Below are 26,091 nucleotides of genomic sequence, written 5' to 3' on the forward strand. Positions count from 1 at the left end.
ATGACCATCACCCAAGCCATGGTACTCGCGGCCGGTCTCGGTACGCGGATGAGACCCATCACCGAGACGACTCCCAAACCCCTGGTGAAAATCGGCGGCAAGGCGATGATCGATTATGCGCTTGATACGCTGAAGGAAGCCGGCGTGACGACCGTGGTGGTCAATGTCCACCATCATGCCGACCAGATGCAACGGCACTTGGCCTCCATTGATGGACTGGAGATCATCATTTCCGACGAGCGCGAGCGGTTGATGGACTCCGGTGGCGGCTTGGCCCGTGGTCTGAAGCTACTTGATCCAGCCATGCCGGCCTTGGTGATGAACGCTGATCTGTTCTGGATCGGCGAGACCAAGGGTGAACCATCCAATCTCACGCGGCTCGGTAAGCGCTTCGATCCTGAAATGATGGACATGGCGATGCTTTGCGTCGCGGAAAGCCAGACCACCGGCCACAATGGTAAGAATGATTTCTCCATGGCTGCCGACGGCGGCCTGACACGCTACCGCGTGGGCGATCCCGATCCCGTCGTTTATGCCGGCGCTCTAGCCCTGATGCCGGGGCTTCTGGCCGATGCGCCGAAGGAACCCTTCAACCTCAACATCTATTTCGACCGCGCGATTGCTGCCAGACGGCTCTTTGGCGAGCGCTTGCAGGGACATTGGCTGACTGTCGGCACCCCCGATGCGATAGCGCCGGCGGAGGCAAAGATTGCCCTTTCTCGGCAGGAGAGCTGACCGTGGCATCGAAAACTCCCCGCGTTTTTACCATTCCGCCGGGGCGGCCGTTTCTCAAGACGCTGACTCAGGCGCTGCTCGATGGTACCCTAGTCGACGGTTATCGCTACGATCCCGAAGATCCATTATCGCTGGCCAAAGTTACCGTTCTCGTGCCAACGCGCCGCGCGGCGCGCGTGCTCAGATCGGAATTTGTCGACCTCTTGGGGGGCCGTTCCGCGATCTTGCCAAACATCCGGCCGCTTGGCGAAACCGACGACGACAGCGGCTTTTTCGATCAGGACGCCCCGCTGCTGATGGATCTGGCGCCGCCTGTCAGCGGGATCGTGATGCTGCTGGAGCTCGCACGGCTGATCCTCGCCTGGCGCAATCAGCTGCCGGAGATCGTGCGCTCCATCCATAGCGACACGCCCTTGGTCGCGCCGGCAAGCCCGGCTGACGCCGTCTGGCTGGCGCGCGCACTCGTCGAATTGATAGAGGCTGCCGAGACGGAAGGCTGCGACTGGGAGAACCTCAACACCCTGCAATCGGCGGACTTCGGCTCCTGGTGGCAGCTCACACTCGAATTCCTGAAGATTGCAACGACCTTCTGGCCAGAACGCTTGAATGAACTCGTGCGCTCCTCCCCGGCACGTCATCGCGATGCCGTGCTACGGGCCGAGGCCGAGCGCATCAGGCGGACCGGATCAACCGGGCCGATCATCGTGGCCGGATCGACGGGTTCAATCCCGGCAGCGGCCGAGCTGATCGCAGCCATCGCTGGGCGAGAGAACGGCGTCGTGGTGCTGCCTGGCCTCGACCAGCAGATGCCGGACGAGGACTGGCTGAAACTGAACGATCGCAGTTCTTCGTTGATCGCACCGAACCCTGCCCTTCGCGGTCATCCGCAATATGGTCTCGCCCAGCTGCTTCGCCACATGGTGGTGGAACGTGCCGATATTCCGGCACTCGCCGACACCGATCCCGTTCTTCAGGATCGCGCGGAAATCCTGTCGCGGGCGATGGCGCCGGCGGAAGCGACCGACAGCTGGAAGTCCTGGCGCGACGATTTTGAAACAGAGCGAGTGCTGGCAGCCTTTGAGGACGTCTCGCTGATCGAGGCGGCCAATGAACGAGAGGAAGCGACCGCCATTGCAATCGCACTCCGGCTCGCCTTGGAAGAGACGGCCGGCGCGCCGGACAGTCGCGTCGCCCTGATCACGCCCGATCGCGCGCTTGCCCGCCGCGTCATGTCGGAACTCGCCCGGTTTGGCATCGAAGCCGACGATTCGGCCGGAACGCCGCTCACCGGCACGCTTGCAGCCATGCTGACGCAGATCGCAGCCGAAGCCTGCCTCAGGCCCGGCGATCCGGTGCCGATCGTTTCGTTGATTAAGCATCCACTGGCGCGCTTTGGTCTCTCCGAAGGGGACATGCGGAGGGCAGCAGACGCGCTTGAGGTCATCGCGCTTCGCGGCGGCATCCGCTCACTCGACCTTGCCGAGATGGAAGCGCTTTTCGAGCAGGGGCTGATTGATCACCTGGCCGATCGCCACAAGCCGCAATGGCGGCTGTCGGTCCCACCCGAAGATATCGAGCTTGCCCGGGTTCTGGCGAGAAACGTCACTGCTGCCGTCGAACCGCTGGTCTCTGCCGTTGTGCGCTCGGCCGATGGCGCATCGCTGACGCGCCAGTTTACCCTGGCGGAATGGGCCGAAAGAACAGGGCGTGTTCTTGAGGCGGTCTGTATGAACGATCGACGGGACCTCGCGGGCCTCTGGGGGAACGAGGGCGGCGAGACGCTTGCGCAGCTGCTCGGCCAGGTGCTGGAGGCTGATGGGCAGATCGAAGCGGACGGAGCGCAATGGGTCGATATCCTCACCGCTCTGATGGCCGGCCAAGCCGTAAAGCCGAGAGCGATGCGCCATCCGCGTGTGTTCATCTTCGGCACGCTGGAAGCACGTTTGCAGAATGTCGACATGATGGTGATCGGCGGCATGAACGAGGGAAGCTGGCCGAACCAGACCAAGAACAATCCGTTCCTGTCGCGCATGATGAAGACCGATATCGGGCTTGAGCCACCGGAACGCCAGACCGGACAGGTGGCGCACGACTTCCAGATGGCCTGCGGGACACGCAAGCTGATCTTCACCCGGGCACTCCGGCAGGGGTCTGCGCCGACGGTCGCATCCCGTTGGCTCCAGCGTCTGGTGGCACTTGGCGGGCCTCAACTGCAAGAGGCCATGAAGCGGCGCGGCCAGGTTTTTCGCCGCTATGCCGATCTCATCGACCAAGGAGAAAGCCAGGCACCGGCTCAGCGGCCCTCGCCCCGGCCGCGCCTCGAACTTCAGCCTCGCTCCTTCAGTTTTTCCGAGGTCGGGCGTTTCCGGCGAGACCCTTATGCCACCTATGCTCGGCGTATCCTACGGCTCGATGCCGTTGAACCGTTCAATCAGGATCCCGGAGCCGCAGAGCGCGGTACGCTTTACCACCGAATCGTCGATCGGTTCGTGCGTGAGGGCCATGATCCCAGCCGCCTCGACGCCGTCGATCTCCTGCGCACCATCACCGATGAAGAATTTCTCAACGAAGCCCTGCCGCTGCATCTCGATGTGGTATGGCGGCAGAGGTTTTATGCTGTGGCGCCTGAGTTCATCGAATGGGAGCGCAAGCGGCGGCCGGAACTGCGCCGGATCCTGACGGAAGTGCGGGGAAACGTGGTGTTGGAACCGGTCGGGATTACCATCAGTGGCATTGCCGACCGTATCGATCTTAAAGGTGGCGGGCATGCCGACATCATCGACTACAAGACGGGACTGGCACCGAGCGCCGCGCAGGCACGCAGCCTGCTCGACCCTCAGCTGGCGCTGGAAGCCGCCGCCCTGATGGAAGGGGCGTTCAAACCTGCCGGACAGGTGCGGCCGGACAACCTTATCTATGTGCGCCTGAGGCCTGGAGAGCGGTTCATCGTGGATCAGGTGAACAACGAACTCAGCGGACGCGCCGACAACAAGAAATCGGCAGCGGATCTGGCATTGCAGGCAGTCGAGGAACTCGGGCGTTTCGTCGCTGCGCTGCATAGCGGCGAGCGCGGTTATGTGTCGCGACTCATTCCGGCCGAACAGAACAGTTATGGTGGGGAATATGATCACCTCGCCCGCGTCGCCGAATGGTCCACGGCCGATACCGAGGAGGCTGCTGCCGATGACTGAGAGCGGTCTCGATATCGACACGCTGCCGAGCAGCAGTGATCCGGCCGTCTGGCTGGATTGGACCTCGCTGGAGCAATCGCGCGCATCCCATCCCGGCCAATCGGCCTGGGTGTCGGCCAATGCGGGCTCGGGCAAGACGCATGTGTTGACGCAGCGGGTCATCCGCCTGCTGCTGGCCGGTGCACGCCCCTCCTCCATCCTCTGCCTGACCTATACCAAGGCTGCAGCCTCGGAAATGTCGAACCGTGTCTTCCAGCGCCTGGCCGAGTGGGCGACGCTCGATGACGCGGAACTGTCGAAGCGGATCGCCAAAATCGAGCAGAGACAGCCGGACCGCGTGACACTCGCGGCTGCCAGACGTCTGTTCGCCAAGGCGCTGGAAACGCCCGGTGGGCTCAAGATCCAGACAATTCACGCCTTCTGCGAGGCACTGCTGCACCAGTTCCCGCTGGAGGCCAATGTCGCCGGGCATTTCAACGTGCTCGACGACCGCGCTGCCGTGACTGTGCTCTCGGAAGCCAGACGATCGCTGCTGACCGCAACCTCGACGGAAAACGATGCGTCGCTGGCGGACGCATTTTCCAGGGTCTTGGGTATCGCCGATGAAAGCGGGTTGGAAAGCCTGATTGGCGATATCGTGGCCAACCGCCATGCGGTCCGCGAGTTCCGGCGTGTGGCCGACAGGCTCGGCGGGTTGGAGCCTGCCCTTCGGCAGCGTTTCGGCATTTACCCGATGGAGACAGAACTGTCCCGGGCGGAAGACTACTGGCCGCTCGCCGGTCTCGCTGGCCCAAGTTTTGCTCATTACGTCAGGCTTGCGCTGGAGAAGGGCGGCGAGAAGGTTCGCACCGTTGCCGAGATCCTTGAGCGCGCGCTTGTCGAAACCGATCCATTGGCGCGCGCCAGCCTGATCGACAGCGCATTCCTGACGAGCACGGAAAGCCCCAAGGCCGACAGCTCGCTGATTGCTGCAGCGATGACGAAGGTCGCACCGGAGCTCAAGGATGCCGTCATTGCCGCGCGCGAGCACGTCGTTGCCAAACGCGACCGGCTGCGGATCTTCCGGATGTACGAGGCGACAAAGGCCGCACTTACCTTGGGCCTCAGGTTGGATGCCGACTATGAGGATCTGAAGAAACGACGCTCGCAGCTCGATTTCGAGGATCTGATCGTTCGCACAGCACAGCTGCTGACCCGCAGCGATGTCGGCGCATGGGTACACTACAAGCTGGACCAGGGCATCGACCACATTCTGGTGGACGAGGCGCAGGATACGAGCCCCGTCCAATGGGAGGTGATCCGCTCTCTGCGTGAGGACTTCTTCAGCGGGGCGAGCGCAAAAGCGGGTATCCGCACCTTCTTCGCCGTGGGCGACGAAAAGCAGTCCATCTACTCCTTCCAGGGCGCACGGCCGGAGCAGTTTTCTGCTGAGGCTAAGCAAACCCAAGCGGCAGTGTTCCAAAGCGGTCAGGCGTTCAACTCCGTCCGATTGCCCCTCTCCTTCCGCTCCACCGAATCTGTCTTGCAGGCGGTCGACCAGGTTTTCCAGGCGCCAGAAAATCGCCGGGGCCTGAGCGCTGGCGGAGACGACATCGTGCACCAGTCGAGCCGGATCGGGCAGCCGGGTATCGTCGATGTCTGGGACATGATCGCAGCCGAAAAGCAGGAGAAGACCGAGGACTGGACGGCTCCGTTCGACGCCACCCCGGAAAGCGCGCCCTCTGCCGTGCTGGCGCGGCGGATCGCCTTCCAAATCCGCGAGATGGTTGGACGCCAGACGATCATCGAAGATGGGCATGCGCGGTTGATCCGGCCAGGCGATATCCTGGTGCTGGTGCGCAAGCGCGACAGTTTCGTCAATGCGCTGACCCGTGCTCTGAAGCGGCCCTACAACATTCCGGTGGCCGGTGCCGACCGCTTGAAGCTGACAAGCCACATTGCGGTGCAGGACATGCTGGCATTGGGCCGCTTCATGCTGCTTCCAAACGATGATCTTTCGCTGGCAGCGCTTTTGAAGTGCCCGCTCTTCAATCACACAGAGGATGATCTTCTCGCATTGGCTGCGGAGCGGCCGGAGGGGGAAAGCCTCTGGCAGCGGCTGAAGCATGAGGCCGAGCCGAAGGGTTCAGCCTGGCGGCAGACCTGTGAGACACTAAGTCTGTTCTTCGAGCAGTCGCACCAGTTTTCCGTGCACGACTTCTATGCCCGGGTGCTCGGTGCTCATCAAGGGCGCAAGGCCTATCTGGCCCGGCTGGGTTCCGAAGTCAGCGACATCATCGACGAGTTCCTGAGTTTTGCTCTGGCCTTCGAGACCGCCGGCCTGCCCGGCCTGCAATCCTTCATTTCGACGCTGGAGATGGAAGCGCCGGAGGTGAAGCGCGAACAGGACAAGGAGCGGAACGAAGTCCGCATCATGACCGTGCATGCCTCCAAGGGGCTCGAGGCACCGATCGTGTTTCTGGTCGATGGCGGTTCCAAACCGTTCAACAGCAATCACCTCGCGAAATTCCGCCTGTTGGAGGCGGAGGACGGGATTGCGACGCCGTTCTGGGTGCCGGGCAAGTCGCTTACCAATTCGCTGACGCACAGGGACAGCGAGCGGCTGAGGGCCCTTGCGGAAGAGGAATACCGGCGACTTCTCTATGTTGCCATGACCCGTGCTGCAGACCGGCTCATCATTGCCGGTTATCGGGGTGTCAACGATCCGGGCGACATCTGGCATCGGATGATTCTTGATGCCCTGAAATCCGACGAGATGCGCTGCAAACCTGCGGAATATCAGGGACCGGATGGGACGTGGGGTGGCGTGTGTTGGAGCTTGCCGGATCGCGGCCGGGAGTTTCCGGAAGCGTCGGAAACCAGTGAGACCCAGGAAACAGTGGATCTGCCAGCGACACTGTGGCGTCCTCTTCCGCCGCCGGTTGCGCTTCCGCGTCCGCTCAGCCCGTCGACGGCAGGCGGCGTTCTCATCGACGATGACAGCGAGGATATGATCACCGCCTCGGCTCTCTTCGTGTCGGACGAGAAACCCGATATCGCCCTGCAGCGCGGCAGGCTCATCCATCGCATGCTGCAAAATCTGCCTGAGATCCCGGCGGCTGGTCGGCGTGATGCAGCAGAGCGCTATGTGAGCCGTGCGGCACAGTTCTGGCCGGCATCGGAACGGGAACGCCTCGTCTCGACCGTGCTGTCGGTCATTGAGAACCCTCACCTGACCTCGCTCTTTGCGGATGGCAGCCAGCCGGAAGTCTCTGTGATGGGAACGTTGACGCTGCGTGGCGAACAGCGGGCTGTTTCCGGGCGTCTCGACCGGATGGCTGTGCTTGCCGACAAGGTCGTCATCGCCGACTACAAGACCAATCGCAAGACGCCTCGCGATGCGGTCGAAGCTCCCCTCTCGCACCGCGCGCAGCTCGCCATCTACCGGGAGATCCTGCAGCCGCTCTATCCAAACAAGACAATTGAATGCTGGCTGATCTACACGGAAACGGGCAGCGTCATTCCACTCGATGACGACCTGCTTGCGCAGTCTCTTGCCGACCTCCAAACATCGTGAGATACCGCATATTGAAATAACCGCGACGCGGCATCACATATCTAGTCAATTCCAGTTCTATAAGGAGAGCCCCATGGCTACCGTGAAAGTCGACAAATCCAATTTCCAGGCAGAGGTTCTCAACGCGTCCGAACCGGTCGTTGTCGATTTCTGGGCAGAATGGTGCGGCCCCTGCAAGATGATCGCTCCGAGCCTCGAAGAGATCTCGAACGAAATGGCCGGCAAGGTGAAGATCGCCAAGCTGAACATCGATGAAAATCCGGAACTCGCCGCACAGTTCGGCGTGCGTTCGATCCCGACGCTCGCTGTCTTCAAGGGTGGCGAAGTGGCCGACATCAAGGTTGGCGCCGCGCCGAAGACCGCGCTCACCAGCTGGATCGCCGGAGCAGCCTGAACGGCTGCCACACGTCTATCGAGACAAGAAAGCCCGGTTTTGCCGGGCTTTTTTCATGTCGGGATGGAGCCGTTCTGGGCCAGCACATTGCCGGCGAGATAAAGTGACCCGCCAATCATGATGCGCGGCGGGGCAGAGTCCGCACTGCGTATGCGGATGGCTTCCAGCGCTTCGCCCACAGAACTCATAGGCAAGGCCTTCAACCCTGCCTCTGCTGCGGATTGGGCAAGAGCCACCGGATCCAGTCCAACATCCGAACCAAGGATCGGAACGGTATAAACATCGTGGGCGATGTCAGTGAAGGCTCGGAAATATCCGATCGGGTCCTTGGTGTTGATCATGCCGACAATCAGGTGCAGCGGGCGTGCCTGCTTTTCTTCCATTGCAGCCATGGCTTCGGCGATTACTTCACCGGCGCCAGGATTGTGTCCGCCGTCCAACCAGATCTCGGCGCCGACGGGGGCGTGATCGACAAGGGCACCGTCCGTCAGTCTCTGCAAACGTCCAGGCCATTCGACCGACAGCATCGCCTTTTCGGCGATTTGGTCGGTTACGGGGAAGCCAGCGGCTTTTACAGCGCGAATGGCGGTCGCTGCGTTGCCGATCTGATGACGCCCAGGCAGGCGGGGAAGCGGCAGATCCATCAGGCCGAATTCGTCCTGATAGACCAGGCGACCGAATTCTTCATAGCCGAGAAAATCCTGGCTAAACACGGTGAGCGGACAGCCGAGCCGCTCGGCGGTGCTGATCAGCACATCCTTTGCGCCGTCGAATTCCTGGTGGCCGATGACCACCGGCGCGCCACGTTTCATGATGCCTGCCTTTTCCGCCGCGATCAGTTCGACGCGATCGCCGAGGTAAGCCTGATGGTCGAGGGAAATCGGCTGGATGATTGACACAGCTGGCTTTTCGATCACATTCGTCGCATCAAAGCGGCCGCCCAAACCCACTTCAATGATCGCCACGTCGGCAGGCTGTTCCGAAAACAGAATAAAGGTGACGGCCGTGAGGATCTCGAAGACCGTGATTGGTTTGCCGCCATTGGCGTCGGCAACACGGCGCAAGGCATCGGCAAACAACTCATCCTCGACGAGCCTGCCAGCGCCGCCCTTGACTCCGATGCGATAACGCTCATGCCAGCGCACGAGATGGGGCGAGGTATGGACGTGGACCGAAAGCCCCTGCGCTTCGAGAAGGGCACGGCAGAAGGCTGTCGCGGAGCCCTTGCCATTGGTGCCGGCCACGTGAATGACGGGCGGCAGGCGCGTTTGTGGATTTCCCAGCACGTCCAGCAGACGGCGGATACGGTCGAGCGAGAGATCGTATCCCTTGGGGTGCAACCCCATGAGCTTTTCGATCTCTGCGTCGGCCAGGCTGACGATAGGGGCTGTCATCACATGTGTTCCGCTGCCGCGGCCTCGACGGAATGGGGTCTCAGGCCGACGCCTTGGCTGCCGGCACCACAGCTGCAGTGTCGTTTGCCGGACGCTTGGTCATAATCTTGAGAACGCGGGCGAGTGTGTCGGGAATGTCATGTCGCTTGACGACCATGTCGACCATGCCGTGCTCCAGCAGATATTCCGAGGTCTGGAAACCTTCGGGCAGCTTTTCGCGGATTGTCTGCTCGATGACGCGCTTGCCGGCAAAGCAGATTTCGGCACCGGGCTCGGCGATGTGCAGATCACCCAGCATCGCATAGGACGCGGTGACGCCACCGGTCGTCGGATTGGTCAACACGACGATATAGGGCTGGCCGGCTTCCTTCAGCATGTCGACAGCAACCGTCGTGCGTGGCAGCTGCATCAGCGAAAGGATACCTTCCTGCATACGGGCTCCACCGGAAGCCGGGAACATCACCAGCGGGCACTTTTCCTTGATGGCGCGCTCAAAAGCCTTCACGATCGCTTCGCCGGCGGCAATGCCGAGCGAGCCACCCATGAAGTTGAATTCGTGCACGACGGCAACGAGCTTCATACCCTGCACTGTGCCGACGCCAGCGAGGATCGTGTCTTCTTGCTCGGTCTTCAGACGGCTGTCCTTCAGTCGATCGCTGTATTTCTTCGAATCGCGAAACTTGAGCGGATCCTGGGCCACCTTCGGCTGCTGAAGCGCCTCGTACTGGCCACCATCAAACAGGTCGATCAAACGCGCCTTGCCCGGCATCTTCATGTGATAGCCGGAGGCCGGGATGACCCACTTGTTCTCTTCAAGGTCCTTGTGGAAGACCATCTCGCCCGTTTCCGGGCACTTGATCCAGAGATTTTCCGGAACTTCGCGGCGGCCGAGCATAGAATTGATGCGCGGGCGAACATAGTTGGTGATCCAGTTCACGCGGTGTACTCCTGACGTTTCCAGCTCATATGGGAAAGTTATTCGGCAGCAGCAAGGCGTGCACTGCGCACGCCGCTTGCCAGGCCGCGAACCAGCGTGACGACGGCCTGCACCGTATCCGCCGTGGCTTTCCCGTCGGTGGTAAGATTGGTGGCGACCTGATTGACGATGGCCGTGCCGACGACGACGCCATCGGCATTCGCGCCGATCAACCGCGCATGTTCGGCGGTCTTGACGCCAAAGCCGACGCAGATCGGCAGGTCGGTATGTGCCTTGATCCGCTGGACGGCGCCCGATACGCGGGACGGATCCGGCAGTGAGGAGCCGGTGATACCGTTCATCGAGACATAGTAGACGAAACCGGAGGTGTTCTCGAGCACCTTGGGCAGGCGCTTGTCGTCCGTGGTTGGGGTCGCCAGACGAATGAAGTTGATGTCGCGGCTGCGGGCTGGGATGCAGAGTTCGTCATCCATTTCCGGCGGCAGATCGACGACGATCAGTCCGTCGATGCCAGCGGCCAGCGCGTCGTCGAGAAAGCGTTCGACGCCGTAGACATAGATGGGGTTGTAATAGCCCATCATGACGATCGGTGTGTCGTTGTCGGTCTTGCGAAACTCACGGGCGAGATCAAGCGTGCGAACCAGCGTCTGGCCGGCTTTCAGCGCGCGCTGACCTGCCAGCTGGATCGCCGGGCCATCGGCCATCGGGTCGGAGAAAGGCATGCCCAGTTCGATGACGTCAGAGCCGGCTTCTGGCAGGGCCTTCATGATCGCGAGCGAGGTCTCATAGTCCGGATCGCCGCCCATGAAATAGGTGACGAGTGCCGGACGGCCCTCTGCCTTCAAGTCCGCGAAGCGCTTATCCATACGAGCAGTCATGATCAGAGCCCCATTCCCAGAATCTTGCCTACGGTGAAGATGTCCTTGTCGCCGCGACCGCAGAGATTCATGACTATGATCTGGTCTTTGTCCATGGTCGGCGCACGCTTGATGACTTCGGCCAGTGCATGGCTCGGTTCAAGCGCCGGGATGATGCCTTCGGTGCGCGTCAGCAGCTGGAAAGCAGCCAGCGCCTCGTCATCCTTGATCGGCACGTATTCGACACGGCCCATGTCCTTGAGCCAGGAATGTTCAGGGCCAATGCCGGGATAATCGAGGCCAGCCGAAATCGAATGGCCTTCCTTGATCTGGCCGTCGGAATCCTGAAGCAGATAGGTGCGGTTGCCATGCAAGACGCCCGGACTACCAGCTGTGAGCGAAGCGCAATGCTCTTCGCCTTCCAACCCCTTGCCGCCCGCTTCGACGCCGACGATGCGCACGCTGGCGTCATCAAGGAAGGGATGGAACAGGCCGATGGCATTGGATCCGCCACCGACGGCTGCGATCAGCATATCCGGCAGGCGGCCTTCAACGGCCATAAGCTGCTCGCGCGTTTCGCGTCCGATGACCGATTGGAAGTCGCGCACCATTTCCGGATACGGATGCGGCCCAGCCGCGGTGCCGATCATGTAATAGGTGTCATCGACATTAGTGACCCAGTCGCGCAGGGCCTCGTTCATGGCATCCTTGAGCGTGCCGTGACCCGCCGTCACCGGCTTTACCTCGGCACCCAAAAGCTTCATGCGGAAGACATTCGGCGCCTGGCGCTCGACGTCGGTCGCGCCCATGTAGACGACGCAAGGAATGCCGAAGCGGGCAGCAACGGTGGCAGAGGCCACACCGTGCTGGCCGGCACCGGTTTCCGCAATGATGCGTGTCTTACCCATGCGCTTGGCGAGCAGGATCTGGCCGAGGCAGTTGTTGATCTTGTGCGAACCGGTGTGATTGAGCTCGTCACGCTTGAAGTAGATTTTCGCGCCACCGAGCTCTTCAGTCAGGCGTTCGGCGAAATAAAGTGGGCTTGGACGACCGGTGTAGTGCGTATTCAGATGCGCCAGTTCAGCCTGGAATTCCGGATCCGTCTTTGCCTTTTCCCATTCTGCCTGCAGATCCAGGATCAGAGGCATGAGGGTTTCGGCAACAAAGCGACCGCCGAAGATGCCGAAACGGCCGTCTTCGTCGGGACCTTCCCGGAAGGAATTCGGTTTGGGTGACTGGTTCACTTCACACTCCCTGATACCGGCTGTGCGCGACTTGCCTCGGCAACGGCCGCAAAAAACTCGTCCATCATCTGCAGATCCTTGACACCCGGCGCGGATTCTACGCCAGAAGACACATCGATCGCACGCACTCCAGTCTCTCGCAGGGCCTCTGCGATATTGGCCTTGTTCAGGCCTCCGGAAAGCATGTAATCCACGCTGTCGTCAAGCGAACGCAGCAGGCTCCAATCGAATGTAACGCCATTGCCACCAGGCAAATCAGAACCTGACGGTGGTTTGGCATCGAAAAGAAAACGATCGGCAATGCCGATATAGGGCTCGATGCGCCTCAGGTCATCGGCGTCCCGGATGGAAAATGCCTTCATGATCGGAAGACCGGTTACAGCCTTCACGGTGAGAAGGCGTTCCGGGCTTTCGTGGCCATGGAACTGCAGAATATCCGGACGCATCAGCGCGATAATCTCGTCGAGATCGTCATTGTCCGCATCGACGGTGACAGCGACGCTCTTGACCCGGCCGCGAACGCGATCGACAAGCGTGCCGGCGATATCAGGCTCGATGTTCCGAGGGCTCTTTTCGAAGAAAATGAAGCCGATATGGCTTGCGCCACGGTCGGCCGCACGATCGACAGCCTCCGGCGTCTTCAGTCCGCAGATCTTTATATCGGGTCTCATGGCAGCGAAGTCGCACGAAATCAAAAAAGAGTCGAGCCAATTTGCGACACAAGCGGAAAGGTCGCGGGCCAGTCAGGCAAAGTCGATGGCGTGAAGGGCCGACCCGTGGCGCTTCAACCAGGCCTTTGCCTCGTCCATCCGTGGGCAAAGCTCCTTGCAGAGCGCCCAGAAGGCCGGGCCATGATTCATCTCGCGCAAATGCGCGACTTCATGGGCCGCGAGATAGTCGATGACTACAGGGGGTGCCATGACGATGCGCCAGGAGAAGCTGAGCTTGCCATCCCAGGAACATGAGCCCCAGCGGCTGCGAGTATCCTTGAGGGTCATGCTCTTCACCGGCTTGCCGACATTCCTCGCATGGAGTGCCACGAGACGCTCCAGATCACGACGTGCCTCCTTCTTGAGGAAATCGGCAACACGACGGGGCAAATGGTCCTCAAGACCGCTGACACTCAGGATATGGCCGATTTCACTGTCAATCGACTGGGTAAGCCCCCGCAACTGCCCTGTATGGACGATACGATGGGGAATACCTCGAAGCAGGATCTCACCACCATCTTCGATACTTCCAGCTGTTTTCTGTCGCCTGAGCTTGGTGCTAAGCCAGCCTTGGTGCCGATCGAGAAAGTCGTTGATGTCGCGTTCGCGCAGGCCTGGCGGAATCGTCATCTTCAGAGCACGGCCGCCCGGCTCGATGCGCAATGTAATCCGGGTCGCGCGACTGTTCTTGCGAATGGTCAGCGGAATGGACTGTCCGTCAACGGCAATCGCGCGCTCCAGCTGGATTGCCGGGGCTCTTTGCGGTTTCAGCTTTTTCAGCAAGGGAAACATGATGTGCGTTCTAGCCGATTCGTGCTGTTGTCGGTCAGCAAAAAAGGCCGGCGCAAGAGCGCCGACCTCGATCTTATCAGGAGGGGTTCAACCAATTAGTTGCCGGTGAAGCCCTGGGCCGACCCGCCCTCACCTGCCGTCTTCATCTGCTGACGGTCACGCATGAAGCGGTCGAATTCTTCCTGATCCTTGGCCCGGCGCAACTCGCGGGCATAAGTGTCAAAATCGGCCCGCATCTCGTCGAGACGGCGACGTTCTTCATCGAGACGCTCGAGTTCGGCCTTGCGCCAGTCGTCGAAGGCGACATTGCCGGTCGAAGCGGAGGCGCTGTAGCTGTTGGTGCGGCACCAGGCGAAAGCATTGTCTGCCTTGCGGTTGGCTTCCCGCTTGAAGCTTTGGAACTTCTCGCCGAACAGGATGTAGGCAAGCATGGCCAGACCGAGCGGCCAGAAGACCACGAAGCCCAGCACCATCAGGGCGACGGTTGCCGGAGTCCAATCCGGCCGAAGCAGTGCTGACTGGTTCATCATCGATAACCTCGTTTGCGCGAACGGCGGAATGCCGTCCGATGCTTTCGATGTGGGAAATGGCAGCCTGCGCTTCAAGAAAGAAGCGGACCCAATCGGAGAACCGACTGAATCCGCTTGTTAAATTCGAAATGACGAAAATGTCAGAGGGCTTTGCCGCCCTTGATGACGCGCTTGACCGGCGTCGTTGCCTTGGCCTTCTTGCCATGGGTCAGGGCAAACTGGATAATGCGCGGAGCAATCTCGCGGCGGAAACGGGACCCGTTGAAGACTCCGTAGTGCCCGACATCCGGTTGCATGTAGTGCATTCGCATGTGCTCGGGGATGTTGGTGCAGATTGTCTGCGCCGCCTTCGTCTGACCAACGCCGGAGATGTCGTCGTTTTCGCCTTCGACGGTCAAAAGCGCGACGTTGCGGATCGCTGTCGTATCGACACGCTTCGTGCGATGCATCATCTCACCCTTCGGCAGGGAATGCTTGATGAAGACTGTGTCCACGGTCTGCAGATAGAATTCCGCCGTCAGGTCCATGACCGCCAGGTATTCGTCGTAGAAATCGCGGTGCTTCTCGGCCGAGTCCCCGTCGTTCTTGACGAGATGCATATAGAAGTCCTTATGGGCAATCATGTGCCGGTCGAGGTTCATCGACATGAAGCCCGAAAGTTGCAGGAAGCCCGGATAGACCTGGCGCATGAAACCCGGCTGTGGCCACGGCACCTGCATGACGACATTGTCGCGGAACCATTCCAGCGGCTTATCCTGGGCCAGCTGGTTTACGGCCGTCGGGTTGATACGCGTGTCGATCGGACCACCCATCAGGGTCATCGAGGATGGCGCACAGGTATCACCGTCATATTCCATGACTGCCACGGCGGCCAGAACGGGAACAGAGGGCTGACAGACGCCGACAACGTGGGTGTCAGGACCAAGGTGGTGGAGTATGTCGATGACATAGTCGATATAGTCGTCGAGGTCGAAATCACCTTCGGTCACCGGCACCATGCGGGCATCGATCCAGTCGGTGATATAGACGTCTGCGCTCTGGATCAGAGCCTCGACAGTCCCCCGCAACAAGGTGGCATAGTGACCGGACATCGGCGCCACGATGAGAATCCTGGGGCCCTTGTCGACCCCTGCCGACAAATGTCGCTTGAAATGAATCAGATCGCAGAAGGGCTTACGCCACACAATTTCTTCCTCGACCGTGACGGTCTCGCCGTCGACGGTCGTGTTCGGCAGCCCGAATGCGGGCTTCCCATACCGCCGTGTGACCCGTTCGAAGACTTCGAAGCCAGCGGAGAAGGAGCGCCCAACGACCGTGTGCGACCAAGGGTTCAACGGGTTTTTCCAGGCAAGATTCATCGCGTCAGCGGATGCCCGAAATGGTGCCATGAATGCGTGGTTCAGTTCGTAGAGCTGATAGAACATGGGTTCTGTACCTTTTTGCAGGACCATGGCGGTCCGTGTTCATACGCCACACTAACAGACTTTGTGCGCTGCAAAAGCCCGGATTTTTCCTGTGGGCGCTGCAAAACAAGCCTGAGACAGCAGATGATGGGCGAAAAGCCTTAAGGTTCCATCCCCGACATCTGGCCAATTGGAAATCTTGAGTTCACCCGAAAGTGCGGGCTCTGCCCTTTTCGAGGTTTTCGAATTGATGTTTGTTCAGTTCGTCATCCCATGACACGAGTGAAGGAGCACCATGACCACCAGCAATCACCGCCAGTCCGAGTTCAATGTCGATCCGATCTTCCTCGATCGGTGGTCTCCCCGTGCCTTCGACGGGAGCACGATGCCAAAAGAAGACCTTCTTGCCATTCTTGATGCGGCTCACTGGGCGCCGTCGGCATTCAACTACCAGCCTTGGCGTTTCGTCTATGCGCTCAAGGGAACGGCGGAGTTCGAGAGGTTTCTCGACATTCTGGCGGAGTTCAACCAGGGCTGGGCGAAGAATGCATCAGCCCTCATCTTCATCTTCTCCGACACATTGAGCCGCCCGGCGGATGGTTCGGAGCCAAAGCCCTATCGGAGTCATAGTTTCGATGCGGGTGCCGCCTGGGGTCTTCTGTCACTTCAGGCCATCAAGTCTGGGTATTTTGCCCATGCCATGACCGGCTTCAGCTTCGACCGCGCGCTTTCTGAACTTGGTGCACCTGACGGCTTCCACATCAACGCAGCTGTCGCGATCGGCAAGCTGGGAGACAAGGAGGCCTTGCCGGAGGGTCTGCGATCAAGGGAAACGCCGAACCAACGCAAGGCATTGGCAGACGTCTCCTTCGAAGGAGGTTTCTGATCGCTTCTGTCATAGTTTCACGTGAATCACGTTAACCATGGTCGGCGATATATCCGTTCACAAGAAAATGGCCGCGTCTCACGACGCGGCCATTGTCATTTCCGGATTGCTCGAACGGATCAAATGTCGAGGTTTGCGACGTTGAGCGCGTTCTCCTGGATGAAGTCACGGCGCGGCTCAACTTCGTCACCCATGAGGCGGGAGAACAAACCGTCCGCATCGGTCGCATCGTTGACCTTCACCTGGAGCAGTGAACGGACGTTGGGATCGAGCGTGGTTTCCCAGAGCTGCTCGGCGTTCATTTCGCCCAAGCCTTTGTATCGCTGCATGGAGAGGCCCTTGCGGCCCGTTGCAAAGATCGAATCGAGCAAGGCGCGCGGCCCGGACATTTCCGTGCGGCCATCTTTTCGCATCAAAACCGGCGGCGCGGCATAGATGTCGCGCAGGCGTGCCGACATCTGATCCATATGACGGGCGTCGGCGGAACCGATAAGGGCCACGTCGACAGCAGCCACTTCCTTGACGCCGCGGACCATGCGTTCGAAGCGCAAACCACCTTCGTCGGTCACGAAGCCCTGCCAGCCACGCTCGGTCTCTTCTGCGATCATATCAAGTCGACGAGCGACTTCGGCAGCGGTCGCTTCTGCCTGCTGGCGATTTCCAGTCAACTCCGGATTCAGGGCGCCGGCAATGGCCGCCTGTTCGATGACATTGCGATTGTAGCGGGAATGCAGGCTGTCGATCAGCGAGCGGATGCGCAGCGCATCCTGGATCACGTCGCGCAGATCCTGCCCTGCCCTCACCTCGCCATTGGAGAGCGTCAGAGTCGCTTCTTCCAAGCCCATGGTGATCAGGTAGTCTTCCAGCGCCTTTTCGTCCTTCAGATATTGCACCGACTTGCCACGCGCCACCTTATAAAGCGGCGGCTGGGCAATGTAGAGGTGGCCGCGCTCGATCAGCGCCGGCATCTGGCGGAAGAAGAAGGTCAGGAGCAGCGTGCGAATATGCGCGCCGTCGACATCAGCATCGGTCATGATGATGATCTTGTGGTAACGCAGCTTGTCGGCGTTGAATTCGTCCTTGCCGATCGACGTACCGAGAGCCGTGATCAGTGTCCCGATTTCCTGGCTCGACAGCATCTTGTCGAAGCGCGCGCGCTCGACGTTCAGGATCTTACCGCGCAGCGGCAGGATCGCCTGATTTTCGCGCGACCGACCCTGTTTGGCCGAACCACCTGCGGAGTCACCCTCGACGAGGAAGAGTTCAGACTTTGCCGGATCACGTTCCGAGCAGTCCGCAAGCTTGCCAGGCAAAGACGCAATATCGAGCGCACCTTTACGACGGGTGAGTTCGCGGGCTTTGCGGGCGGCCTCACGGGCAACGGCAGCTTCAACCACCTTGCCGACGAGGATCTTCGCTTCGGTCGGATGCTCTTCGAACCAGGTGCTGAGGGCCTCATTGACGAGGTTTTCAACAACGGGGCGGACTTCCGAAGAAACCAGCTTGTCCTTGGTCTGCGAGGAGAATTTCGGATCAGGAACCTTGACTGACAGGACTGCCGTCAGACCTTCGCGGCAGTCTTCGCCCTGCAGCGAGACCTTTTCCTTCTTGGTGATCCCGGAGGAGTCGGCGTAGGAGGTAACCTGGCGGGTCAGGGCGCCGCGGAAGCCGGCCATATGGGTGCCGCCGTCGCGCTGGGGAATGTTGTTGGTGAAGCAGAGGACGTTTTCGTGGTAGCTGTCGTTCCACCACATGGCGACTTCGACCGTAATCCCGTCCTTCTCGCCCTTGATGGCAACCGGCTTGTCGACCAGTGGCTTCTTCGAGCGGTCGAGGTAACGCACGAAGGCTTCCAGACCACCGTCGTAAAGCATTTCTTCCTGACGGATATCGGACTTGCGCTTGTCGGTCAGAAGGATGCGAACACCGGAATTCAGGAAGGCGAGCTCGCGCAGGCGATGCTCAAGCGTTCCGTAGTCGAAATCCACATTGGTGAAAGTCTCGGTGCTGGGCAGGAAGGTGACTTCGGTGCCTGAGCGACCTTCATATTCGCCGATCACTTTCAACGGACCGTCGGCGACGCCATGGGTGAAGGTAATTTCGTGCAGCTTGTTGTTGCGGCGGATCTTCAGGTTGAGCTTGACCGAGAGCGCGTTCACGACCGAAACGCCCACGCCATGCAGACCGCCTGATACCTTGTAGGAGTTCTGGTCGAACTTGCCGCCGGCATGCAGCTGGGTCATGATGACTTCCGCTGCGGACACGCCTTCGCCTGTATGGATATCGGTCGGAATGCCGCGTCCGTTGTCGGTGACTGTTACCGATCCGTCCGCGTTCAAGGTAACGGTAACGATATCGGCATGACCGGCCAGCGCTTCGTCGATGGCGTTGTCAACGACTTCGTAGACCATGTGATGCAGGCCCGAGCCGTCATCCGTGTCACCGATGTACATGCCGGGGCGCTTTCGAACGGCGTCGAGCCCCTTCAGCACCTTGATCGAATCCGCGCCATATTCGGCCGGTCCGCCATTTTCCTCGATCGGCAAGTCGGTCATTCAGCAATCTTTCCAGTCATTTCTCAAAGGTTCCGCTGAACCGAATCAGCGGCTTCAAGCGCCTCGACTATAGGGGTTTTGGCAGGAGTTCCAAAGGCGAGAGCGTCGTTTCCCGTGGATAGCGCGGGGAATCGGACCCGTTCACGGCCGTTTTTTGGCACCATCAACAATATCCTGCAGATTTCTTAGCATGTCCGGCGGCAGGTTGCGAATCACCCGGGCCAGATCATTCGCGAAGGCCGTATATTCGGGTGGCATGCCAGAGGTATCGACCACCACACGAGGGTGAGAAACGGCCGCAACCGAGAAGAGTTCTTCGGCCTCGTCCCAGATGATATTGAAGTAGCCGGCCACTCTTTGCAGGAAGTCGAAATTGGGCACGCCGCGTTTGCCATGCTCCAGGGCCGAGAGATAAGCCGGAGAGACGCCGATTGCGGCGGCCATCTCCTTTTGCGAGACCCCCTTGCGCTTGCGCAGATCACGGACGGCATGACCAAACGGCGTCATCGCCTGCCCTGCCCCTGACGCGAGAGGCGCACATACATGGCACCATCGCCCCCATGCTGGCGTGCGGCCGGTTCGTATGACGAAATCAAGAAGCGAAACTCGGGCAGCGAGAACCAAAGCGGCACCGCGCGCTTCAAGGCGCCTTCGCTGCCGAGTGAACTTCCCTTGCCGGTGATCACCAAGACATGGCGCAGGCCACGTTCATGCGCTCGGATCAGGAAGTCGAGCAGCATGCCATGGGCTTCACTCTGGATCAGTCCGTGCAGGTCGATGCGCGCTTCCAGCGCCAGATGGCCGCGAGACAGCTTTCGCTTTACAGGACGTTCAAGAGGTTGATGGAGACGGACGGCCGTATTCCTGTTGATGGCTGAAGCCTGCAGGTCTTCATTCGGGCCGACCGGGGCGCGCGAGAGCGGGGCCGGCTCTTCATCGGTTATCGGCTCGAACTCCTGCTCGAACGCCACCAAATCCTCCAGACGGCCCGGCATGGGACGCGTGGAGCGGGCTACCTTAGCCCACAGAATTCGATCTTCCGGATTCAGCTTCGTCCCGCCCGACACTCAGACAAACCTCTCCGCCGCCTGCTTCGGAACGAGTATATAGAAATCCGCAGCATTGCGCACCGCGCCCGCCATGTCGCCGGCTTCCGGTCCGGATCCTGTAAAAATGTCGCCACGGGCCGGACCGACAATCGCAGAGCCGGTATCGAGCGCCAACATCAGCCTTGCAAAATCACGGCCGGCGTCCAGCCGGGTCAGTCCGCGCGCATGGACGAAGAATGGGAAGCCGAAGGTATGAATGCTGCGATCGACGGCGAGAGATCGACCGGCGATCAAGGGTACCTTCGCCGCAGCTACGGGTCCGCGTACCAGATCCGGAACGTCCACCTCACGAAAGAAAATGTAGGAGCGGTTATGCCAAAGGATTTCGTCAACGCGGTCCGGATGCGCAGCCAGCCAGGCGCGGATGGACTGCATTGAAATATCCTGCTCCCGGATTTCGCCAAGATCGATCAGGTGTCGGCCGATCCCAGAGAAAGGATGGCCGGCCTTGGCTGCATAGGTTATCCGAGCGAGGTGTCCGTCGGGATATCGCAGTCGCGCCGCGCCTTGGACATGGGTGAAGAAAACATCGACTTTCGACCTGGCCCAGGCAATCTCCAGCCCGCGATTTTCGAGATAGCCGCAATCAATTTCTCTACGGTCGGGATATGGCCTCACTCCAACTGCATCTTCGAGAGCAAAGGCATAACTCGCGTCCATTCCGGACGGTCTGTTGGCATCGGAGACATCGACGAGATCGTGGGGACGGGCATAAAACGGGTATCTATAGACCGCATCCGGCTGATCACTGACATCCACCTCCGGTTCGTAGAAGGCGGTAACGAGTCCCGAGCCCTGTTGCGGAACGATTTGCAGGACCTGGCAATTTGCTTCGAAAAACCTGCGCGCTTCTTCCGTATTTTTCGGAACCGCTCCGACGGCAGCTTCCAACAGAGGCAGCAAATCGCTTGTCGAGAGACCCAGCGAGCCACTGCGATACGGCTTTGCCTTTCGCAAGTGTTCCAGGCAATCCGCCATTGCGGGCCAAAGGACCAATGGATCGTCCTTCTCCCAGCCCGGAAGTTCATTGAAGCCGACCGGCTTCAGTCGGTATCCGACGGACGCCGCGCTCATTGTTCCGCTTCGGTCGCAATCAACTTCCAGTTCGGATCGCGCGAGCGAACGTCGCGGGCAAACGTCCAGACATCATTGACATCGGCCACCGCCTCGGCATCGCCATCAACCAATGCTCCGCTCTTGTCATAGGTCGCCGTGATCAACTGACTGAGGATACGGACGGTGATCTGCTCCTCATTGTCCTTTGCCAAGGCATGGGTGATTTCAGCCTTCTCGATTCCGACGAATGTCGACTTCATGGTCTCGCCGCGACTTTCGCGATCGGCGATGGCGCTTTCAAAACCTTCAAAGACTTCTCGCGACAGAAGTCCCTTCAAGGTCTTCCGGTCGCCCTCGGCATAGGCCAGAACGATCATCTCATAGGCAATCTTGGCACCGTTCAGGAATTCCTTCGGCGCGAACGTCGCGTCGTGGCGCAGCAGTTCGCGGAGCTGATCATTCAGCGGTGTCCCAACTGGCGCGTAAGCATCGATCGCAGCAAAGCGGTCTTCGGCATTCGCTTCATCACGGCGCTGCAATGTCACGACCTTGCCATCGTCGGCGCCCGGCGCCTTGGCCGCTTCCCGCTGAGCCAGGGTTTCAAAAGGCGACTTTTCGTTGCCCGTGCGGCGACCGAGGACGCTGCGAAGCTGAAAAAAGATCAGCACCGCGGCGACCAGGAAGAACAAAGTGACAAAATCGCTAGATCCCATGAATACCGCCAGGCTTGATTGAATTCGCTTTTTCTATCTCCCATATAGACTTGCGCGCCCCATCATTCAAATGGCGTGACGCATTCTTTGCAGCGAGTATGCGCCGGCTCTTGCGGAATATCGATCACGAAGGCGTTTGGAGATCGCGATGCGCCTTCCATTGGTGCTTTTCATCCTTGCACCACTTCTGGAAATCGCCAGCCTGATCTTGGTCGGCCAGGCAATCGGGGTTTTATGGACCCTGGCCCTTGTCGTATTTTCTGCGGCGCTGGGCCTGTTCCTGCTGAAACAGCAGGGTGCTGGAATTCTTCAGCGGCTACAGGAGGAAACCAGACGCGGGGTTGACCCAGGTCGCGAGCTCGTCCACGCAGCCTTGCTTGTGGTCGCCGCCTTCCTGCTGATCGTGCCGGGCTTCGTCGGCGACGTTATCGGTTTGCTCTTGTTCGTTCCGCAGCTGCGGGATCTCTTCTGGCAGATCTTAAAACCTCGGATCATCGTGCGGAGCCATTTCACCAAAAATGGGGATCACGGGCGCAATGGTGGCTTCGAAGCGGAGACGGTCGTGGACCTCGACAAGGACGAATTCACCCGCGAGCCTCGCAAAGATTCACCCTGGAATGGGCCGCGAATCGGCCGCGACTGAGACGCCTGTGGCCTGCTGCGAGGGTTGTAAGGTCAGGGTTCAAATGTTAGATGGCCATAGCAATTCAATTCAAGGACATGGCCTATGGCTGACAACACTCAGGGAACAGCTTCTCCGTCCCTCAACATTCTTGCCCAGTACATCAAGGACTTTTCGTTCGAGAATCCTGGTGCGCCGCGCTCACTTCAGGCGCGTGACAAGGCTCCGGCCATCAATATCAATGTCAACGTCAACGCCAATCCACTGTCCGATACCGATTTCGATGTCGTGCTGTCGCTGAATGCGGAAGCAAAGGAAGGCGACAAGGTCGTGTTCGTGACCGAACTGATCTATGGTGGTGTCTTCCGCATTTCCGGTTTTCCGCAGGAACACATGCTGCCGGTGCTGTTCATTGAATGCCCGCGCCTGCTGTTCCCGTTCGCCCGTCAGATCATCGCGGACGCCACCCGCAATGGCGGCTTCCCACCTCTGATGATCGACCCGATCGATTTCACGCAGATGTTCGCGCAGCGTGTTGCGGAAGAGCAGTCCCGCGCTCAGGCGCAATCTGTACCGAACTGAATATCGCGAACATCGCTGATCAAAACAAAGGGCCCTTCACGGGGCTCTTTTCAATTGGCGTATTTCGACCAGATCGCTTTCGATCCAAGCCCTGATACAAGCTTGGCATGTCCCTCCATTTCCTCGGGGGAAAGACGCGGGGCGAGCGCACGCGGCCGGTCATAGGAAATTTCGATGACCTCGGTTACCTCGACGACCTGGCTGCGCCGCGTGTCCACCGACGTCAAGCCAAGTGCAGCCTGACGGCCTCCCAGCATCTCGATATAGACTTCGGCCAACAGTTCGGAGTCGAGCAAGGCACCGTGCTTTGTCCGGTGCGAATTGTCGATGCCATAACGGCGACATAGGGCGTCGAGGGAGTTCGGGCCCATCGGGTGCTTGCGTCGTGCGAGCGACAAGGTGTCGATGACCAGGTCTGGTGCGACAGGCGGCAGGCCGAGCCGATCAAACTCGGCATTGATGAAACCCATATCGAAGGTGGCATTGTGTGCCACCCATTTGGCTCCGTCGAAAAATTCCTGCAGCTCTGGCACAATTTCCGCAAAGCTCGGCTTGTCCTTCAGGAAAGCGTCGGTGATGCCATGGACGGCCAGCGCATCAGGATGGACCTTGCGGTCACCGGGATTGATATAGACATGGAAGGTTCTGCCGGTCGGAAAGTGGTTGAGCAGCTCGACCCCACCGATTTCGATGACGCGGTCGAACTTGTTTTCCAACCCTGTCGTTTCCGTATCAAATACGATCTCACGCATTGTCCGTCTTCCCTGAACGAGAACTGCGAGCCCGCAGTGTCTCAAGAATAGTTTTCACCTGTCTCCTGGCATCGTCGATACCTATTCCAGTGTCCACGACAAAATCTGCACGCGCGCGTTTTTCGGCGTCCGGCAACTGACGCGACAGGATCAGATCCAGTTTCTCCTGCGTCATTCCCGGTCGTGACAGAACGCGCTGACGTTGGATGTCTTCGGCGCAACTGGCAACGACGATCACGTCCACCCTCTGCTGACCACCCGTTTCGAAAAGAAGCGGAATGTCGAGAAGGACAATCGGCTGGCCGGCGTGCTTCTGCTCGTCAAGAAAAACGCGCTCCCGCTCATGCACCAGCGGATGGACAATCGCCTCCAGCTTTATGAAGTTAGCCGGATTCTTCGCCAGATTCTCCGAAAGTTTCCGTCTATCGACTTCGCCGCCGATTACAGATCCTGGAAACGCCAATTCAATCGCCTGGGCGACGGCCCTATCCCGATAGAGGTCGTGCACCACCTGATCCGCATCATGCACTGGGATGCCTTCTTCGGAAAACAGTCCTGCAGTCGTGGTCTTGCCCATTCCGATCGAACCCGTCAGCCCGATCACAATCATGACTTGGCCCCGATGTCGGCAAGAATGAGTTGACGCAGGGCGTCGGTAACGTTTGGCCATCTGCCGAACCATTTTTCGAAACCGGGCACCGCCTGATGCAGCAACATCCCGAGCCCATCCACCGTTGCCAACCCGGCTTCTTCTGCCTTTGCAAGAAATGGCGTTTTAAGTGGCACGTAGACAATGTCGGTCACTAGGGCACCAACTCGCATGGTCTCGAAGGGAAGATCGGGCGCCTCGCTACCATCCATTCCAAGTGAAGTGGTATTCACGAAGAGGTCCGCATCCTTCATCAATTCCGCTAGTGCCTGTATCGGATGCGCGCTCAACGGCCCACCAAACCGATCGACAAGTTCCTGCGCGCGTTCCGCGGTGCGGTTGACCACCCGGATTTCCCGGATCCCCCTATCCCGCAGAGATTGCAGGATTGCCCGACTTGCACCGCCGGCACCCAGGACGATGGCGACTTCTGCTTTATCCCAACCCGGGCGAGCCGCATCGAGATTGCTTGCAAAGCCAATACCGTCCGTATTGGTCGCGTGAAGTGCACCATCAGCCAGCCAGAGCGTGTTTGCCGCACCCAGTTCCTCCGCCAGCGGATCGACGCGATCTGCCAACCGGCAGGCAGCTTCCTTGTGGGGGATTGTGATATTGCCCCCTACATAGCCGGATTCCTGGAGCTTGAGGCTCTGTATAAAGTCGGGGAACTCGTCCGGATTGACAGCGAGTTTTTCGTAGGATCCGTTGAGACCGAACTGATCAAGCCAGAAGCCATGGATCAGGGGAGACCTCGAATGTTTGATCGGGTAGCCGGCCACAAATGCCCGAGGCGGAATTGTTTCACGTGAATCACGCATGGTTAATTCCCAGTTTACGCAGCTCTTCCAGCAGCGGCAAAAGCGGCAGGCCGAGGATTGTGAAATAGTCGCCGTCGATCGTCTCAAACAGCTGGATGCCCTCGCCTTCCAACTGGTAGCAGCCAACACTTCCGAACAGTTTCTCACCGTTTCGATCGAGATAAGACTCCAGAAACGCGTCGCTGAATTCGCGCATGCGCATAATAGCGACCGATACATGACTCCACATGACCTCGCCGTGTCGGACAAGGCAGACTGCGCTGTTCAAGTGATGCGCCTTGCCGCGCAGGGTTTGCAAGGTTGATTTGGCACCCGCCCTGTCGGTTGCCTTGTGAAAGAGGGTTGATCCAAGAGACATCGTCTGATCACAGCCAATGACGATTGACAGCGGATGCCTAAGAGAGATGGCACGTGCCTTGGCAATTGCGAGGTGCATCGCAATCGATGTCGGCGTGCGATCTGCCTCGGGAATGTCCTGCTCAAGTTGCCTTTCATCGACGCTGGCCGCTTCGGCATCATAGCTCAAGCCGGCATTGTTGAGCAGTTGCCGACGCGCGCTGCTTGCTGAAGCCAGTATCAAGGAAGTCGCCATTCTCGCTCAGGCTC

At 59.5% G+C, this 26,091-nt stretch carries 24 protein-coding genes; 7 read left to right on the forward strand and 17 right to left on the reverse strand.

Annotation, left to right across the window (positions count from 1 at the left end):
* The 4 genes from DFO46_RS17040 (at position 1) to trxA (ending at position 7,876) form a co-directional block, all read left to right on the forward strand.
* Positions 1-735, forward strand: coding sequence for a nucleotidyltransferase family protein (locus DFO46_RS17040; protein WP_120278314.1), 735 nt, complete (start codon positions 1-3; stop codon positions 733-735).
* Between the two features lie 2 nt (positions 736-737).
* Positions 738-3,926, forward strand: a complete 3,189-nt coding sequence (gene addB, locus DFO46_RS17045) for a double-strand break repair protein AddB (RefSeq protein WP_120278315.1) — start codon at positions 738-740, stop codon at positions 3,924-3,926.
* A complete protein-coding gene (gene addA, locus DFO46_RS17050; protein ID WP_120278316.1) occupies positions 3,919-7,482 on the forward strand; it encodes a double-strand break repair helicase AddA in 3,564 nt (1,187 codons plus the stop codon). Before addB ends, addA begins: the two co-directional genes overlap by 8 nt.
* Positions 7,483-7,555: 73 nt before the next feature.
* On the forward strand, positions 7,556-7,876 hold the full coding sequence (gene trxA / locus DFO46_RS17055) for a thioredoxin (protein WP_110791403.1): 321 nt from the start codon (positions 7,556-7,558) through the stop codon (positions 7,874-7,876).
* 53 nt (positions 7,877-7,929) lie between these two features.
* On the opposite strand, the gene DFO46_RS17060 is transcribed toward trxA, so the two are convergent.
* From DFO46_RS17060 to DFO46_RS17095, 8 genes are all read right to left on the reverse strand, one after another.
* Positions 7,930-9,270 (reverse strand): folylpolyglutamate synthase/dihydrofolate synthase family protein, encoded by a 1,341-nt coding sequence (locus tag DFO46_RS17060; RefSeq protein ID WP_245422628.1) that lies wholly within the window; start codon positions 9,268-9,270, stop codon positions 7,930-7,932.
* Positions 9,271-9,310: 40 nt separating this feature from the next.
* The gene (accD, locus tag DFO46_RS17065) at positions 9,311-10,207 is read right to left on the reverse strand and encodes an acetyl-CoA carboxylase, carboxyltransferase subunit beta (protein WP_110791402.1); all 897 of its coding nucleotides are present in this window, start codon (positions 10,205-10,207) and stop codon (positions 9,311-9,313) included.
* Positions 10,208-10,245: 38 nt separating this feature from the next.
* The gene (gene trpA, locus DFO46_RS17070) at positions 10,246-11,085 is read right to left on the reverse strand and encodes a tryptophan synthase subunit alpha (RefSeq protein ID WP_110791401.1); all 840 of its coding nucleotides are present in this window, start codon (positions 11,083-11,085) and stop codon (positions 10,246-10,248) included.
* Between the two features lie 2 nt (positions 11,086-11,087).
* Positions 11,088-12,308, reverse strand: a complete 1,221-nt coding sequence (trpB, locus tag DFO46_RS17075; protein WP_110791400.1) for a tryptophan synthase subunit beta — start codon at positions 12,306-12,308, stop codon at positions 11,088-11,090.
* Positions 12,305-12,979, reverse strand: a complete 675-nt coding sequence (locus DFO46_RS17080) for a phosphoribosylanthranilate isomerase (RefSeq protein ID WP_120278610.1) — start codon at positions 12,977-12,979, stop codon at positions 12,305-12,307. Before DFO46_RS17080 ends, trpB begins: the two co-directional genes overlap by 4 nt.
* A gap of 72 nt (positions 12,980-13,051) precedes the next feature.
* A complete protein-coding gene (locus DFO46_RS17085) occupies positions 13,052-13,810 on the reverse strand; it encodes a SprT family zinc-dependent metalloprotease (protein ID WP_120278317.1) in 759 nt (252 codons plus the stop codon).
* Positions 13,811-13,905: 95 nt separating this feature from the next.
* Entirely contained in the window at positions 13,906-14,337 is a 432-nt protein-coding gene (locus DFO46_RS17090) for a DUF2852 domain-containing protein (RefSeq protein ID WP_110791480.1), read from the reverse strand.
* 143 nt (positions 14,338-14,480) lie between these two features.
* Entirely contained in the window at positions 14,481-15,764 is a 1,284-nt protein-coding gene (locus DFO46_RS17095; protein WP_120278611.1) for a polyhydroxyalkanoate depolymerase, read from the reverse strand.
* Between the two features lie 274 nt (positions 15,765-16,038).
* On the opposite strand from DFO46_RS17095, the gene DFO46_RS17100 reads away from it, so the two are divergent.
* A complete protein-coding gene (locus DFO46_RS17100; RefSeq protein WP_120278318.1) occupies positions 16,039-16,629 on the forward strand; it encodes a nitroreductase family protein in 591 nt (196 codons plus the stop codon).
* Between the two features lie 119 nt (positions 16,630-16,748).
* On the opposite strand, the gene gyrB is transcribed toward DFO46_RS17100, so the two are convergent.
* The 5 genes from gyrB to DFO46_RS17125 form a co-directional block, all read right to left on the reverse strand.
* The gene (gene gyrB / locus DFO46_RS17105) at positions 16,749-19,184 is read right to left on the reverse strand and encodes a DNA topoisomerase (ATP-hydrolyzing) subunit B (RefSeq protein WP_120278319.1); all 2,436 of its coding nucleotides are present in this window, start codon (positions 19,182-19,184) and stop codon (positions 16,749-16,751) included.
* A gap of 141 nt (positions 19,185-19,325) precedes the next feature.
* Positions 19,326-19,691, reverse strand: coding sequence for a helix-turn-helix domain-containing protein (locus tag DFO46_RS17110; RefSeq protein WP_110791395.1), 366 nt, complete (start codon positions 19,689-19,691; stop codon positions 19,326-19,328).
* Positions 19,688-20,251, reverse strand: a complete 564-nt coding sequence (locus DFO46_RS17115) for a Smr/MutS family protein (RefSeq protein ID WP_120278320.1) — start codon at positions 20,249-20,251, stop codon at positions 19,688-19,690. The genes DFO46_RS17110 and DFO46_RS17115 overlap by 4 nt, the downstream gene beginning before the upstream one ends.
* Positions 20,252-21,367, reverse strand: a complete 1,116-nt coding sequence (locus DFO46_RS17120) for a murein transglycosylase A (RefSeq protein ID WP_120278321.1) — start codon at positions 21,365-21,367, stop codon at positions 20,252-20,254.
* Positions 21,364-22,062 carry a Tim44/TimA family putative adaptor protein gene (locus tag DFO46_RS17125; protein WP_120278322.1) on the reverse strand — a complete coding sequence of 233 codons (699 nt, stop codon included), beginning with the start codon at positions 22,060-22,062 and terminating at the stop codon, positions 21,364-21,366. Before DFO46_RS17125 ends, DFO46_RS17120 begins: the two co-directional genes overlap by 4 nt.
* Before the next feature lie 148 nt (positions 22,063-22,210).
* Between DFO46_RS17125 and DFO46_RS17130 the strand changes: the two genes are divergently transcribed.
* On the forward strand, positions 22,211-22,705 hold the full coding sequence (locus DFO46_RS17130; RefSeq protein WP_120278323.1) for an FxsA family protein: 495 nt from the start codon (positions 22,211-22,213) through the stop codon (positions 22,703-22,705).
* A gap of 84 nt (positions 22,706-22,789) precedes the next feature.
* On the forward strand, positions 22,790-23,266 hold the full coding sequence (gene secB, locus DFO46_RS17135; RefSeq protein ID WP_120278324.1) for a protein-export chaperone SecB: 477 nt from the start codon (positions 22,790-22,792) through the stop codon (positions 23,264-23,266).
* 50 nt (positions 23,267-23,316) lie between these two features.
* Here secB and dnaQ read toward each other — a convergent pair whose 3' ends face one another.
* Genes dnaQ through DFO46_RS17155 form a run of 4 tightly spaced genes read right to left on the reverse strand, consistent with a single transcriptional unit; the run spans position 23,317 to position 26,077 of the window.
* The gene (dnaQ, locus tag DFO46_RS17140) at positions 23,317-24,018 is read right to left on the reverse strand and encodes a DNA polymerase III subunit epsilon (protein WP_120278325.1); all 702 of its coding nucleotides are present in this window, start codon (positions 24,016-24,018) and stop codon (positions 23,317-23,319) included.
* Positions 24,011-24,628, reverse strand: a complete 618-nt coding sequence (coaE, locus tag DFO46_RS17145; protein ID WP_120278326.1) for a dephospho-CoA kinase — start codon at positions 24,626-24,628, stop codon at positions 24,011-24,013. Before coaE ends, dnaQ begins: the two co-directional genes overlap by 8 nt.
* Positions 24,625-25,485 carry a shikimate dehydrogenase gene (locus tag DFO46_RS17150; RefSeq protein ID WP_120278327.1) on the reverse strand — a complete coding sequence of 287 codons (861 nt, stop codon included), beginning with the start codon at positions 25,483-25,485 and terminating at the stop codon, positions 24,625-24,627. Before DFO46_RS17150 ends, coaE begins: the two co-directional genes overlap by 4 nt.
* On the reverse strand, positions 25,478-26,077 hold the full coding sequence (locus DFO46_RS17155) for a Maf family protein (protein WP_110791386.1): 600 nt from the start codon (positions 26,075-26,077) through the stop codon (positions 25,478-25,480). The genes DFO46_RS17150 and DFO46_RS17155 overlap by 8 nt, the downstream gene beginning before the upstream one ends.
* Between the last annotated feature and the right edge of the window lie 14 nt (positions 26,078-26,091).

The organism is Rhizobium sp. AG855 (genome assembly GCF_003610655.1).
Lineage (GTDB): Bacteria > Pseudomonadota > Alphaproteobacteria > Rhizobiales > Rhizobiaceae > Allorhizobium > Allorhizobium wuzhouense.